Origin of the sequence: Streptomyces sp. NPDC048650 (assembly GCF_043199095.1) — a bacterium.
Lineage (GTDB): Bacteria > Actinomycetota > Actinomycetes > Streptomycetales > Streptomycetaceae > Streptomyces.
Map to the genome: position 1 here is coordinate 1 of NZ_JBICVM010000005.1, position 14,220 is coordinate 14,220.

The window sequence follows — 14,220 nt, forward strand, 5'->3', positions numbered from 1 at the left end:
CTGCCCCCCCGGGGCGCATAAGCCCCCCCGCGCCGCGGGGGCCCACACGCGTTACCCGCCCGGGGGGGGGGGGGGGGGCCGGGCGGGGGGGGGGGGGCGCCGGCCCCCCCGCGCCGCCCTCGTCGCCGCACCGCCCGCCCCGCCCCGACCCCAGGAACCCGCGATGACACGCCTGCGCACGCCGTCCCGGCCGTCGGCGGTGACCCGCGCGGCGAAGCCCCGCACGCCCGGCTCCCGCGCCCCGCTCGCGCTGGGCGTGCCCGCGCTGCTCGCGATCGCGTTCCTGCTGATGCCGCTGCTCGGCATCCTCGCCAGCACCACCTGGAGTGAACTCGGCACCCATCTGACCAGCCCCGGCGTCACCGAAGCGCTCCGCCTCTCGCTGCTCGTCTCCTGCTGGGCACTGGGGCTCTCGCTGCTTCTCGGGGTGCCGCTGGCCTGGCTGCTGGCCCGGGTCGACTTCCCCGGCAAGGTGCTGGTGCGCTCCCTCGTCCTGCTGCCGATGGTGCTCCCGCCGACCGTCGGCGGTGTCGCCCTCCTCCTCGGCTTCGGCCGCCGCGGCCTCCTCGGCCCCTGGCTGGAGAGCACGTTCGGCCTGACCCTGCCCTTCCACACCTCCGGCGCGGTGGTCGCGGCCACCTTCGTCGCCATGCCGTTCCTGGTCATCAGCCTGGAAGGCACCCTCGCCGGACTGCGCACCAGCTACGAGGAGACGGCGGCCTCACTCGGCGCCTCACCGGTACGCGTCTTCTGCACCGTCACCCTTCCGATGGTCGCCCCCGGGCTCGCCGCCGGAGCCGCGCTGACCTGGGCCCGCGCGCTCGGCGAATTCGGTGCCACCATCACCTTCGCCGGCAACCTCCCCGGTACCACCCAGACCCTTCCGCTCCAGGTCTATCTGCTGCTCCAGGACTCCCCGGAGGCCGCCACCTCCGTGTCGCTGCTGCTGCTCGTCATCGCCATGGCCGTCCTGGTGGCGCTGCGCGGACGCTGGACGGGAGGCCGCTCCGACCGCGCGCCCCGTACGGCGGGCGCCGCCGACGACACCGACCCGACGACCCCGCCCGCGGATCCGGGGCCCACCGACGACGCGCCGCCCGCGCCCCTGGAGCACTGGCCCCTGCACGCCGACGTCACCGGCTTCAACGAGCTGACCCTGGACGTCGATCCCGGCACCACCATCGCCGTCGTCGGCCCCAACGGCGCCGGCAAGACCACCCTGCTGCGCGCCCTCCTCGGTCTGACCCCGCGCGCCCGCGCCGCGCTGCGCCTCGGCGGCACCGACGTCGGCGGCCTGCCCCCGCACCGCCGCGGCGTCGCGTGGGTCCCCCAGGACGGCGCGCTCTTCCCCCACCTCAGCGCCCTGGCCAACACCGCCTACGGGCTGCGCGCACACGGCACCCCGCGCGCCGAGGCCCGCCGCGCCGCGCAGCAGTGGCTCGACCGGCTCGGCGTCGGCCACCTCGCCCATCGCAGGCCCGCCCAGCTCTCCGGCGGCCAGGCCCAACGCGTCGCCCTGGCAAGGGCGTTGGCCGCCCGACCCCGACTGCTGCTGCTCGACGAACCGCTCGCCGCCCTCGACCAGACCACCCGCGCCCACGTCCGGCACACCCTGCGCCGCCACCTCGCGGGCTTCGGCGGCGTCTGTCTGATCGTCACGCACGACCCGGTCGAGGCGGTCTCACTGGCCGACCGGGTCCTCGTCCTCGACCAGGGACGCACCCTCCAGGACGCCCCGCCCGCCGAGGTCACAAGGCACCCCCGCTCACCCTGGGTCGCACGGATGCTGGGCCGCAACGCCTGGGCCGGCACCGCCGCCGCCGACGGGCTCGCGCTCGCCGGAGGCGGACATCTCGTGACCGCCGACCGGCTCACCGAGGGCGCCCGGGCGCTGGCGATCATCGCGCCCGAGGCCATCTCCGTGCACCTCGAGCGGCCCACGGGCAGCCCCCGCAACGTCTGGCCCGGCACGGTCCGCGAGATCACCTCCGTCGGCAGCCGGCTGCGCATCCTCGTCACCTCGCCCCAAGCCCCCGACCTGGTGGCCGAGGTGACCCCGCAGGCCGCCCTCGAACTCGGACTGGCCGACGGCGCTGCCGTCTGGACCAGTGTCAAGGCCACCGAGGTCACCCTCGTCGGCCTGTGAGCCCCTGGGGGTGTCCGCCTAGTGCCCGGTCGTCGCCGGCTCCAGGACGAACACCGGGATCTGGCGGTCCGTCTTCTTCTGGTAGTCGGCGTAGTCGGGGTAGGCATCGACGGCACGGGCCCACCACTGGGCCTTCTCCTCCCCGGTGACCTCGCGGGCTGTCATGTCCTGGCGCACCGGGCCGTCCTGGAGCTCGACCCGGGGGTCGGCGACGATGTTGTGGTACCAGACCGGGTGCTTGGGGGCGCCGCCCATCGACGCCACGACGGCGTAGGCGCCGTCGTGCGCCACCCGCATCAGCGGGCTCTTGCGGATCTTGCCGCTCTTCGCGCCGCGAGTCGTCAGGACGACGACGGGCATGCCCCGCATCGTCGTCCCCTCCTTGCCGCCGGAGCCTTCGTACAACTCGACCTGATCGCGCACCCATTGCGCCGGGCTCGGTTCGTACTCACCCTGAAGAGGCATGCTGTCCGTCCCATCCTCGAAGACTCACGTGGCATCACCGGCACGGCGGCTGCGCCGCGAACGGCAGCCATGACCTTCGCTCAACAACCGTGGCCGGCGCAATCATCCCCGTCGCCGCGGAGCTTCGTGTCGCGCTGACGCGGTGGACCGGTGGCCGGCCGGCCCGGCGCCCCCGCCCACCGGCGGACGACGCGAGACCGACGACAGGCTCCAGGTGTGCCGTCCCGTCAGGTCGGCGGTCGTCGTCGTGGGACAGGTGCTGTGGGCCGTGTCCGGCGTACGGAGAACGGCGTCGGCGCACACGGCGGCGGGTTCGGGCAGCCCGGTCAGGACGGTGTGGTCTGCCTGTCGTCGGCCCTGGGACCCGCGTAGGGGGAGTCGGGAGCGGGCCAGTCCAGGCACAGGACGGTGGCGTCGTCGCGGGGATCGTGGTTCGAGAGTTCCAGGACGGTTTCGGTGAAGAGGCGTACGGCGTCGCGCGGGTGCCAGGTACTGGTCTGCCGGATCAGGTCCCTCAGGTCGGCTTCGGTCCCGTGGGGCTCCAGCATGCCGTCGGTGAGCAGGATCAGCCGGTCGCCTTGGCGCAGGTCGAGGCTCTGTACCTGGTAGCCCGGGTTCGGGGTGACCCCGAACGGCAGGTCGACCAGGGGGCTGATCTCCTCGACCTGCCCCTCGCGCAGGAGCAACGGCCAGACGTGGCCGGCGTTGACGAAGGTGGTCCGGCCGGTGTCGAGACTGACACGCAGCAGTTGACCGGTGGCCATGACCTGGCCACCGTGCCGGATGACGGCCTCGCGCACCTGTTCCGATTGGTCGGTGAACGCCTGATGGGCTCGGTCCGCGTAGGCCGCGACGGCCTGGTGGGCGTCCTGGGCCTGGTCGAGGAGGCTGCCGCCCGCCCGTCGGGCATTGCGCAGGGCGCCCACCACCATGGTCGCCACCAGCGCCGCCTGCACGTCGTGCCCCATGGCGTCGGTGAGAGACAGATGCAGGGCATGGCGGTCGAGCGTGTAGTCGAACGTGTCCCCGCCGATATCGGCAGCCGGCTCCATCGCTCCCGCGACGATGAACCGGCCGGCCTCGCAGGTGAAGGAGCTGGGAAGCAGTCGGTGCTGGATCTCGGCTGCCAGCGACAGCCGTGTGGTGCGCCGGCCCCATTCGTACAGATCGGTGAAGCGCCGGTTGGTGATGACCACGTAGGCGAGCGCGTGGGCGGCCTCGACGATGAGCTGCATCGTCCGGCGGTCGGGGCGGGCGGGCACCGTCAGCTCCAGCAGACCGATCGCATCCCCGCGGTCGGACACCGGCGCGATGACCTGAATCGGGCCGGACCCGGCCTCTCCCGCCCCTTCTGCGTTCGCGACGTGCGCTTGCTGGGAGCGGACCACCCGCTCGTAGACCGAGCCGCGCAACTGGATCTGCCGCGGCTGCTCCGGCCCGCCCTCCGCAGTGGCCCCGGTCAGCCGCACGACGGCCTTGCCGCCGAGGTCCGTGATCAGAAAGGACACCTCGGTCGCGGCAAGCCTTCTCGCCAGCAGCTGGGCCAGCACGGAGACGGCCATCTCCGGGGGCGCCGACTCCACGGATGTCAACAGCTCGCCCAACCAAGCCTGCTCATCTGCCACGCGGCGCACCTCCTCGGCCACCTCGACCGACCGGTCCTCGGCCAGGGCCGTTCGGGACGACACATCCCTCACTGATCGGGCATTTTTGTCCCTGTCTGCGAAGAATATCTTCTTCGTGGCGGCAATGGTCGCAGCCCGGCGGCCCCGAGTCGGCCCCGAGTCGGCCAGGATCTCGGCCACGATCTTGGCCAGGACCGGCGGACGCGTCGGTGTCGGCCGGAGCCGGAGCCGTGGCGCCCGCCTCCCGGCCGCCGCCTGTGGCAGCGGCCGGGAGGCGGGCGGACGGTCTCAGGACACCAGCTCCGCAGCCCGGCGGCTGCGGCGGTGCTGCTCGGCCCAGCTCGTCAGCGCCGTACCGCAGGCGTGGTCGAGATGGCGCAGACCGCCGAGGTCGAGCTCGACGTCCCGGTCATCGGGGAGCGCCTCCAACTGGTCGAGGAGCTTGGGCAGTCGCAGGAAGGTGGCGTTGCCCACCGCCCGAACCAGGACGGGGCCGTCGTCGTCCGGGGTCTCGATCTCGAGATGCACGTGCGAGGTCTCCCAGGCGGTCTTGGCGACGGCCATCAGGAGTCCGATGAGGACCCCCTCGAACATGTTGACCAGGACGATGGCGAGCGCGGTGGCCAGCAGGACGACGGCCTCGCCGCGGTGCTCGCGCCAGAGCGGCCGTAGCTCGCGCAGGGGGATCAGCTTCCAGCCGGCGTGGACGAGGATGCCGGCCAGCGCCGCGATCGGCACCACTCCCAGCGCCGCCGGGAAGGCCGCCGCGAACAGCAGCAGCCACCCGCCGTGCAGGACGCGCGAGACCTTCGTGCGGGCTCCCGCCTGGACGTTGGCGGCGCTGCGGACGATCACCGCGGTCATCGGCAGCGCGCCGAGCACACCGCACACCGCGTTGCCGGCGCCCTGGGCCATCAGCTCCTTGTCGTAGTCGGTGCGCGGGCCGTTGTGCAGCCGGTCCACCGCGGCCGCGCTGAACAGCGATTCCGCCGAGGCGATCAGCGTGAACGCCAGGACCGTGCCGAGCACGCCGATCTCGGTGAGTCGGCCGAGGTCGGCCAGGCCGGGGGGCGCGATGGCGTCCAGCAGCCCGCTGACCCGCACACGGGCCACCGGCAGATCCAGCGCCCATACCGCGGTGGTGGCGAGTGCCACGGCGGCCAGCGGCGCCGGCAGGATCCGCGCGGCACGCCGCCAGCGGGGCCACAGCACCAGGACGGCGATGGTGGTGGCACCGATGGCGAGGGCGTTCAGTGCGGAGCCGGATCGTACGGTGTCGGTGACCAGGTCGGGCAGCCCGCCGAGGTTGGCGAGGCCGCTGCCCGGTGCCTTGGCATCCGCGAGGGCGTACAACTGCCCGGCGATCAGGACCAGGCCGATGCCGGCGAGCATGCCCTGGACCACGGCCACCGAGATGGCCCGGAACCAGCGGCCGAGCTTGAAAGCGCCCATGGCCAGTTGCAGGAGACCGGCCGCCAGGACCAGCGCCCCGAGCGCCCCTATGCCGTAGGTCTTGACCGCTTCGTAGACCAGCACGGTCAGGCCGGCGGCCGGACCGCTGACCTGGAGGCTGCTGCCCGGCAGCAGTCCGGTGAGCAGGCCGCCGACGATGCCGGTGACCAGGCCCAACTCGGCCGGGACGCCGGAGGCGACCGCCACTCCCACACACAGCGGAACGGCGACCAGGAACACGACGATGGAGGCGGTGAAGTCCGCCCGGTAGGACATGAGGTGTTTCCGCATCAGTCTGCCCGCCTTCACAGGGGGAGGAACGCGTCGGTGGCCGGTTGGTGCACCGAGATCGCACCGGTGTGCACCTCGTAGAACCAGCCGTGCAGGGTGACCTCGCCGGCCGCCAGGCGCTCCTGTACGCAGGGGTATCCGCGCAGCCGGTCGAGCTGTTCGCTGACGTGGCGCTGTACCGCGGCGGTGAGTGCCGGTTCGTCGGCGCCGGGCAGTTCGTCGGACAGATTCTGGGCCAGCCAGTCCCGTACGGCGGGGGCCCCGGTGAGGTCCTCGTCCCGGGCCTTCGCGCCGACCGCCCCGCAGTGCGAGTGACCACAGACCACGATGTCGGCGACGGCCAGGACACGCATCGCGTACTCGAGGGTGGCGGCCTCCGAACACGCCGCCATCCCTTCCTGGTAGACGGGCACGGCGTTGCCGGCCGTGCGGAGTTCGAAGAGCTCGCCGGGCTGCGCCCCGGTGATCAGGGACGGCACGACCCGGGAGTCGGAACAGGTGATGAAGAGGGCGAGCGGGGACTGCCCGTCGGCGAGGCGGCCGTAGGCCTCTCGCTCCTCACTCCGTTCGGCGATCCGGGCCGTCCGGCCGCGGGCATGCTGGATGAAGGTCTCCACGAGGAGGTCTCCTGCTGATGAGTGGTGCCACCGCGGGGGTGGCGGGAACGTGCGGTGCGCGAGTGGCGGGGCAGGCCGCCACGGCGCCCTCAGCAGCGGAAGACGCAGTGGAGTACGGGGAGTTGGCGGGGCCCGGCCTCAGCGGCCGGTGCGGATCTGCGGCCTGCCGGAGGTCCGGAAGCGGCGGGGGGTGTGGAGGTCGGGTCGGTGCGGCAGGGCGGCAGCGGCCGCCCGGTGTGCTGCGGGACGCCGACCGAGCTGCGCGCGACACGTCGCGGCTGGCCGCGTTCGGTGTCGCGTTCGGCTTCGTGCCCGGAGCCTTCCTCGCAGGTGTCCTCGGCCGCGCTGACGACCGTGGCGGTACCGGTGGCCTTGAGCGGCGCGGTGACCGGCAGTGCGGGCGTCGCCGCGTCGGGTGCGGCGGCCGCTCCGGCGAGGGCGAACGCGAGGACGGTGACGACGGCGGTGAGGGCGAGATGGCAGAGGCGGCGGAGGGAGAGGCGGGACCCATCGGCTGTGCCGGTGGTGCTGGATATGCCGGTTCCCTTCCGCATCATCGCCCTCCGTGTCGACCTGGGTGGTCTCAGACTGTACCCATCAGGTTTCCGACGTGATAACAGGAAATGACGCCATGTTTTCGTGATTATTGAGCCGTGGGGCGCGTGGTGCCGGTACGCCTACCGGATCTTCGAAGGTAAAAGACTCACCAAGTCGATGTCAATCAAGGGTAATGCGTACGGGGTGTTCCGCCGCCCGGCGGCACCGATCGGATGACCCCGTTCGCGGGTCCGGCCACCGGCTCCCGCACCTGCGGAACGATCGCGACCGGTCGGCGGTATCAGGCCGGCCGCTCGTCGAGATCAGCCCCAGGGGAGTCTGTCGTGCGCATTCTGCTCATCGCCGGCGCGTTCAACAGCCTGACGCAGCGCGTCTTCGCCGAACTCACCGACGACGGACACCACCTCGCCGTGGAACTCGTCACCCGGGAGACCGCGCTCCTGGAGACCGTGCGCCGCCACGCCCCCGACCTGGTCGTCGCGCCGATGCTCAAGACTGCCGTTCCGCAGGAGGTGTGGTCGGCGTACACCTGCCTGATCGTGCACCCCGGACCCCTCGGCGACCGCGGGCCGTCCTCCGTGGACTGGGCCGTGCACCTGGGCACCGACCGCTGGGGCGTCACGGTCCTGCAGGCCAACGCCGAGATGGACGGGGGCGATGTGTGGGCCGCGGCCGACTGCACCGTTCCCGCGGTCGGCAAGAGCGACCTGTACCGGAACGAGATCGCGGACGCGGCGGTCATGGCGGTCCGCACGGCCGTCGAGCGCTTCGCCGCCGGCGGCCACCGGCCCCGTCCGCAGCACTCGCTCACCGCCGCCGAGGCCCCCGGCCGCACCCGGCCGCCCCTCCGCCAGGACACGCGCCGTATCGACTGGCACACGGACCCGACCGAGACCGTCGTTCGCAAGCTGCGCGCCGCGGACTCCCAGCCCGGCGTGCGCGACGAACTCCTCGGCGCGACCTGGTTTCTGCACGGCGGTCACCCCGAGGACACCCTGAAGGGCGAGCCCGGAGCCCTGATCGCCACGCGTTGCGGAGCCGTCTGCCGCGCGACCGCGGACGGGGCGGTGTGGATCCCGGAGTTGCGCGCGCCACGGAAGCCGGGGGAGACCGCCACCTTCAAACTGCCCGCGACCCTGGCGCTGGGCGACCGGCTGCCGCCCGTGCCCGAGGTCCCGGCCCCGGCGGAGCCGGCCGACCACTCCCGGGTCGAGGACGCCCCGCGTACCTGGCGCGACATCCGCTACCGCGAGGACGGTGCCGTCGGATTCCTGCACTTCTCCTTCCCTGGTGGGGCGATGAGCACCGGCCACTGCCGCCGTCTGCTCGCCGCGTACCGGCACGCCTGCACCCGGCCGACCTCCGTGCTGGTCCTCGGCGGCTGCCGGGACTTCTTCTCCAACGGCATCCACCTCAACGTCATCGAGGCCGCCGCCGACCCCGCCCAGGAGTCCTGGGCCAACATCCAGGCCATGGACGACCTCGTGCACGCCGTGCTGACCACCACCGACCGGCTGGTGGTGTCCGCGCTCGGCGGCAACGCCGCGGCCGGCGGGGCGATGCTGGCCCTCGCCGCCGACGAGGTCTGGTGCCGCTCGGCGGTGGTGCTCAACCCCCACTACCGGCTGATGGGCCTGTACGGATCCGAGTACTGGACCTACACCCTGCCGCGTCGGACCGGCCCGGAGACGGCCGCCCGCCTCATGGAGCGGGCGCTGCCGGTCACCGCCGCCACCGGGCAGCGGCTGGGGCTGGTGGACCGGCTTCTCGACTGCGCGCCACAGGACTTCACCGAGGGGACCGCCCGCCTCGCCGCCCGGCTGGCCGCGGCACCCGCCTGCCAGTCGCGGATCGCCGCCAAGAAGGCCGCCCGGGACCGCGACGAGACGCTCCGCCCGCTCGCCGCCTACCGGGCCGACGAACTGGCCCGGATGCACCCCCAGTTCTTCGACCCGGACCAGCCCTACCACGCCCTGCGACGCGCCTTCGTCCGCAAGGAGCCGGCACCCCGTACCGCGACCTGAGCGGGCGGCCGACCCCGGTCCCGGCACCCTGCACCGTCCGCAGGGCGGCCCGCCACCACGCCCCGCCCACCACGCCGCGCCCACCACGGCCCCGGCGCCCGTCAGCCGAAGCCCGTCCCCTGGCGCAGCAGCAGCGTGACATCCACCGCCGCGACCACGACCGCCCCGAGGAACGGCGCCTTCGGCCGGACACCTGCCAGCAGCACCCCGCCGACCGCCACCGCCACCGAGGCCACGACGGCGAGGAGTCCGGTGGCGCCCGCCGGCCCCGGCCCGCCGGACACCAGCACCACGGTGGCCGCCACCAGCGGAAGGGGCAGCAACAGCGCCGCCCGCCGCCGCCCCAGCCGCTGCGGCCAGCCGCGTACCCCCGTCGCCAGATCACCGGCGATGTCCGGCAGCACATCGGCCAGATGCGCTCCGACCCCGAGAAGTGCCGCCGCGGTGACCGACCACCAGGCGGGCCAGGGGCGGCCCGGCAGCCCCAGCGCGACGAAGGCGGGGAGGGAGGCGAAACCCACCGCGTACGGGAGCCAGGACAGGGCGGTGGCCTTCAACCCCAGGTTGTACGCCCAACCGGCGGCGACACCGAGGAGATGGACCGTGCCCGCGAGCGGCCCGCAGGCGAAGGACAGCGGCAGACAGAGCGTCAGGGCGCCCACGGCCGCGGCGCGTACGGCCCCCGCGCTCACCTCGCCCGCCACCACCGCCTTGGTGCGCCGTCCGGTGACGGCGTCCCGCGCCGCGTCGACGGCGTCGTTGCTCCAGCCGACCGACAGCTGCCCGGCCAGCACCGCCGCCGTCATCAACAGCGCCTGCGGCCCGCTCCGGCCCGCGGCCACCGCGAGCCCGCCCACCAGAAGGGTCACCGCCGCGGTCGGCCCCGGATGGCAGGCCCGCAGCAGCCAGTACACCGCCCGCACCGGCCGGCGGAGCGAGCCCGTGGCCCCGTTCTCGATGGCGTGCACCCGGCCAAACTAGATGCGGGCAGCGGCCGCGGGGCCGCACGGCATGCAGGCCCCCCGACTTCTGCCGCCGGACGGGCGACTTCGGCCGGGGGCGGTGTCGCACCGCATCCGCCCCGGGCATCACTGGCAAGGTCCCGCCCGTCCCACCGAGCCGGAACCAGATGACCCGCATCGCAGCCGTCCACGGCGTCCTCGCCCCGCACCGCCACGCCCAACGGGAGATCACCGACATGGTCGCCCGGACCTGTCTGCCCGCCGGCGCCGACCGCCGGGCCCTCGACCGGCTGCACCGCGGTGCGCGGGTGGACACCCGCCATATGGCGTTGCCGCTCGCCGACTACGCGGCTCTCGACGGCTTCGGCGCGGTCAACGACGTCTTCATCGCGGAGGCGGTGAGCCTGGGCATCGAGGCGGTCGGCGCGGCGCTGGCGACGGCGGGGCTGTCCCCGCGCGATGTGGATCTGCTGATGGTCACCTCGGTGACCGGCATCGCCGCGCCCTCCGTCGACGCCCGCCTGGTGGGACGGCTCGGGCTGCGCCCCGACGTCAAACGGCTGCCCGTCTTCGGCCTCGGCTGTGTGGCGGGCGCCTCCGGGATCGCCCGGCTGCACGACTACCTTCTGGGCCACCCCGACGAGGTGGCCGTGCTGCTCTGCGTCGAGCTGTGCACCCTCACTTTCCAGCGCGACGACGCCTCGACGGCCAATCTCGTCGCCACCGCCCTGTTCGGCGACGGCGCGGCGGCCGTGGTGGCGTGCGGCGCCCGCCGAACGGTGGCCGCCGGCGCGGCGGTGCCCGGTCCGACGGTCATCGCCACCCGCAGCCGGCTCTACCCGGACACCGAGCACGTGATGGGCTGGGACATCAGCGCCTCGGGTTTCCGCGTCGTGCTGGACGCCGCCGTTCCGGATGTGGTGCGCAAGAACCTCGCCCATGACGTCGACGGTTTCCTCGCCGACCACGGCCTGCGCCGCTCGGACATCTCGGCCTGGGTGTGCCACCCCGGCGGGCCGAAGGTCCTGGAGGCGGTGGCCGAATCGCTCGACCTCCCCGGCGGCGCCCTCGACGTCACCTGGCGCTCACTGGCGGAGGTGGGCAACCTCTCCTCGGCCTCCGTGCTCCACGTCCTGCGCGACACCCTCGCCGAACGCCGCCCGCCGGCCGGTACGCCGGGCGTGCTGCTCGCCATGGGCCCGGGATTCTGCGCCGAGCTGGTGCTGCTCCGCTGGTAGGGGCGGACGGCGACGGAACGACGGCGACGGCGACGGAACGACGGGACCCGGAACGGAGGGCGGACATGACCTGGTACGCACTGCTCGTGCTCGGCGTCGGCGCGGAGCGGATCGCCGAACTCCGCGTCGCACGCCGTCACGCACGTTGGAGTCTGGCCCGCGGCGCCGTCGAGTCCGGGCGCGGGCACTACCCGGCCATGGTCGTCCTGCACACCGGACTCCTCGCCGGGTGTCTGGCCGAGGTCTGGTGGGCCGGGCGCCCGTTCGCCCCCGCAACGGGCTGGGCGATGACCGCCGTCGTGGTGGCCGCGCAGGCGCTGCGCTGGTGGTGCATCCGTACGCTGGGCCCCCGTTGGAACACCCGGGTGTTCGTCGTGCCCGGCCTGCCACTGGTGGCGGGGGGCCCGTACCGCCGGCTGCGCCATCCCAACTACGTGGCGGTGGTGGCGGAGGGGCTCGCGCTGCCCCTCGTCCACGGCGCCTGGCTGACGGCGCTCGTCTTCGGGCTGCTCAACGCGGGGCTGCTCACCGTGCGGATCCGCTGTGAGAACCGGGCGCTGACGGGCCCGCACGCCGTGCCCGGACCCGTCCGGTGATCGACCTCCTGGTGGCGGGCGGCGGTCCCGCCGGGCTGGCCACCGCCGTCCACGCGGCGCTCGCCGGCATGGAGGTCGTGGTGATCGAGCCGCGCACCGCGCCGGTCGACAAGGCGTGCGGCGAGGGCATCATGCCCAGCGGCGTACGCGCCCTGGCGGCGCTCGGGGTCGATCTGGCCGGCGACGGGCATCCGCTGCGGGGCATCCGCTATGTCGACGGGTGGCACCGGGCCGAGGCGCCGTTCCGCACGGGCACCGGCCTGGGGGTACGCCGTACCGTCCTGCATGCCGCCCTGTCCTGGCGCGCCGCCGAGCTCGGTGTCAAGGTCGTGAGCGGCCGGGTCGGGGAGGTCCGCCAGAGCGCCGATTCGGTGACCGCCGCGGGGTTGCGGGCGCGCTGGCTCGTCGCCGCGGACGGCCTGCACTCGCCCGTCCGGCACGCCCTCGGCCTGAACCTGCCCGTGGCGCGTGCCCGGCGCTTCGGACTCCGGCGGCACTACCGGATGCGGCCCTGGACGGACTGCGTCGAGGTGCACTGGTCGGCGGCGGGGTCGGCGGATGGGGCCACCCGCGGCGAGGTCTATGTGACACCGGTCGGGGCGGAGCTGACCGGCGTGGCCGTCCTCAGCACGGCACGGCGCGGATTCGACGCTCATCTGGCCGGATTTCCGCGTCTGGCCGCGCTGTTGGACGGGCCGCCGGCCACCGCCGTCCGGGGGGCCGGCCCCTTGCGGCAGCGGGCCCGTCGCCGATGCGCGGGCCGGGTGCTGCTGGTGGGGGACGCGGCGGGCTATGTCGACGCGCTCACCGGGGAGGGCATCGCCCTCGCGCTGGCGTCGGCGGAGGCGGCCGTGCGCTGTCTGCGCGGCGGCCGACCGCAGGTGTACGAGGGGGAGTGGCGACGGCTGTCGCGGCGCCACCGGCTGCTGACCGAGGCGCTGGTGCGCGCGGGCGGCCGGACCTCCGCGGCCCGGCTGATCGTCCCGGCCGCGGCCCGGCTGCCGTCGGTCTTCGCCGCGGCGGTGCACGCCCTCGAATGACGTGCGAAGGACACGGTCCGGGGTATGCCGGTGCCCCGGACCCGCACCGGCGGACGGGGGGCGCCGGTGCGGGTCGGGAGGCCGGATAGCGACCCCGGAGGTGAGATAACCGGCCGTCTATACCGAGGGCAGGTACTTGTAACCGATACCGAACACCGTACTGATGGCGTCGCGCCGTCCTGGACCCAGGCGTCGGCGCAGGCGGGCGATGTGTACATCGACGGTGCGGGCGCTGGACCGGCAGGTGGGCCAGAGGGCGTCCATCAGCTGCTGCCTGGTGAAGGCGCGCTGCGGGTGCAGCACCAGGTGGGCGAGCAGGTCGAATTCCAGCCGGGGCAGGCTGAGTTGGCGTCCTTCAATGGATACGGTGCGGGCTGCGGTATCGATCTGTATCGGATCGGGCGGTGTCGTCGTGGGTGGCGCCGGCGCATTTGCCGAGGTGGGGCCCGTGGGCTCCTCGCAGGGCGGCGCCAGAATGATGTGCACCTCGTCCGGCAACCGGTGCACGGAGACGGGTTCGAGGTCGTGCAGGGTGAGTTGCCACTTGCCGTCGGGAAGCCGGTCGACCGCCAGGGGAGGTCCGTCGTCGGGGGCGGCGGCGGCCGGGAGGCCGAACTCTGACTCTGGTCGCAAGACAAGGGTCGTCGAGGAGTTCATAAGCATGATCTGGGCCCATTCCTCTTGCAAAGCAGGCGTGTACGGACAGAGACATGGCGGTGCTCGACGTTCGGTGTGTGCAGGTACTGCGGGACGAGGGCGACGCAGTCCCGATGCGGCACGGCCCACCGGCACTTGTGATGCAGGTGTGGCCAATGGGGTCATAGCTCCGTTCGTGCCGGAAGCGTGCGCGCGCCCAGGCCCGTAGTCAGCCGTGACGTGGTGCGATGCCACGGCTCAGGTCCTGACGAACGCTACATGTGATCGCATGCTTCCGGAAAGTAGCGTCCGCTAATCACGGTTGTTCTCAAGTCGTTTTCGCGCTGACCTGGCGCACCGTCAGATGACTGTCCTCTAGCTTTCGAGGGTGACTTTTCGATGTACGACGGACGGCAATCATGCAAAGACATCAGGGACGCGCCAGGAATGCATCAAGGGCGCCGCTGCGGTGCGGACGCGGCGCCGGCCCGGGGCGCGGAAGGTGGCTGGAACGCGCGAGTTTCACGCGAGGGGTCGCCAGGGCGGCGCGAGCCGGAGTGGCTTCAAAGC

12 protein-coding genes are annotated in these 14,220 nt (G+C 73.4%); 5 read left to right on the forward strand and 7 right to left on the reverse strand.

Translation table 11 applies throughout. The features are described from left to right. Window positions 1–163 precede the first annotated feature (163 nt). Window positions 164–2,146, forward strand: coding sequence for an ABC transporter permease (locus tag ACGFML_RS15230; protein ID WP_393543790.1), 1,983 nt, complete (start codon window positions 164–166; stop codon window positions 2,144–2,146). A gap of 18 nt (window positions 2,147–2,164) precedes the next feature. On the opposite strand, the gene ACGFML_RS15235 is transcribed toward ACGFML_RS15230, so the two are convergent. The 5 genes from ACGFML_RS15235 to ACGFML_RS15255 all read right to left on the reverse strand — a co-directional run bounded on the left by ACGFML_RS15235 (window position 2,165) and on the right by ACGFML_RS15255 (window position 7,153). Further along, entirely contained in the window at window positions 2,165–2,611 is a 447-nt protein-coding gene (locus ACGFML_RS15235; RefSeq protein WP_393543792.1) for a nitroreductase family deazaflavin-dependent oxidoreductase, read from the reverse strand. 326 nt (window positions 2,612–2,937) lie between these two features. Then, complete coding sequence (locus ACGFML_RS15240) at window positions 2,938–4,299, reverse strand: PP2C family protein-serine/threonine phosphatase (protein WP_393543793.1); 1,362 nt, start codon at window positions 4,297–4,299, stop codon at window positions 2,938–2,940. A 225-nt stretch (window positions 4,300–4,524) separates the two neighbouring features. Further along, entirely contained in the window at window positions 4,525–5,979 is a 1,455-nt protein-coding gene (locus ACGFML_RS15245) for a SulP family inorganic anion transporter (protein ID WP_393543794.1), read from the reverse strand. Window positions 5,980–5,993: 14 nt separating this feature from the next. Then, entirely contained in the window at window positions 5,994–6,596 is a 603-nt protein-coding gene (locus ACGFML_RS15250; protein WP_393543796.1) for a carbonic anhydrase, read from the reverse strand. A gap of 89 nt (window positions 6,597–6,685) precedes the next feature. Continuing rightward, window positions 6,686–7,153, reverse strand: coding sequence for a hypothetical protein (locus ACGFML_RS15255; protein ID WP_393543798.1), 468 nt, complete (start codon window positions 7,151–7,153; stop codon window positions 6,686–6,688). A 324-nt stretch (window positions 7,154–7,477) separates the two neighbouring features. On the opposite strand from ACGFML_RS15255, the gene ACGFML_RS15260 reads away from it, so the two are divergent. Then, window positions 7,478–9,178, forward strand: coding sequence for a hydrogenase maturation protein (locus tag ACGFML_RS15260; protein ID WP_393543800.1), 1,701 nt, complete (start codon window positions 7,478–7,480; stop codon window positions 9,176–9,178). A gap of 101 nt (window positions 9,179–9,279) precedes the next feature. Here the strand turns inward: ACGFML_RS15260 and ACGFML_RS15265 are convergent, their stop codons facing one another. Further along, the gene (locus ACGFML_RS15265) at window positions 9,280–10,146 is read right to left on the reverse strand and encodes a UbiA family prenyltransferase (protein ID WP_393543802.1); all 867 of its coding nucleotides are present in this window, start codon (window positions 10,144–10,146) and stop codon (window positions 9,280–9,282) included. 161 nt (window positions 10,147–10,307) lie between these two features. On the opposite strand from ACGFML_RS15265, the gene ACGFML_RS15270 reads away from it, so the two are divergent. From ACGFML_RS15270 to ACGFML_RS15280, 3 genes are all read left to right on the forward strand, one after another. After that, window positions 10,308–11,378, forward strand: coding sequence for a type III polyketide synthase (locus tag ACGFML_RS15270; protein ID WP_393543804.1), 1,071 nt, complete (start codon window positions 10,308–10,310; stop codon window positions 11,376–11,378). A gap of 65 nt (window positions 11,379–11,443) precedes the next feature. Then, window positions 11,444–11,974 (forward strand): isoprenylcysteine carboxyl methyltransferase family protein, encoded by a 531-nt coding sequence (locus tag ACGFML_RS15275; protein WP_393543806.1) that lies wholly within the window; start codon window positions 11,444–11,446, stop codon window positions 11,972–11,974. Next, complete coding sequence (locus ACGFML_RS15280) at window positions 11,971–13,014, forward strand: NAD(P)/FAD-dependent oxidoreductase (RefSeq protein WP_393543808.1); 1,044 nt, start codon at window positions 11,971–11,973, stop codon at window positions 13,012–13,014. Before ACGFML_RS15275 ends, ACGFML_RS15280 begins: the two co-directional genes overlap by 4 nt. A gap of 117 nt (window positions 13,015–13,131) precedes the next feature. On the opposite strand, the gene ACGFML_RS15285 is transcribed toward ACGFML_RS15280, so the two are convergent. After that, window positions 13,132–13,677 (reverse strand): winged helix-turn-helix domain-containing protein, encoded by a 546-nt coding sequence (locus ACGFML_RS15285; RefSeq protein ID WP_393543810.1) that lies wholly within the window; start codon window positions 13,675–13,677, stop codon window positions 13,132–13,134. Between the last annotated feature and the right edge of the window lie 543 nt (window positions 13,678–14,220).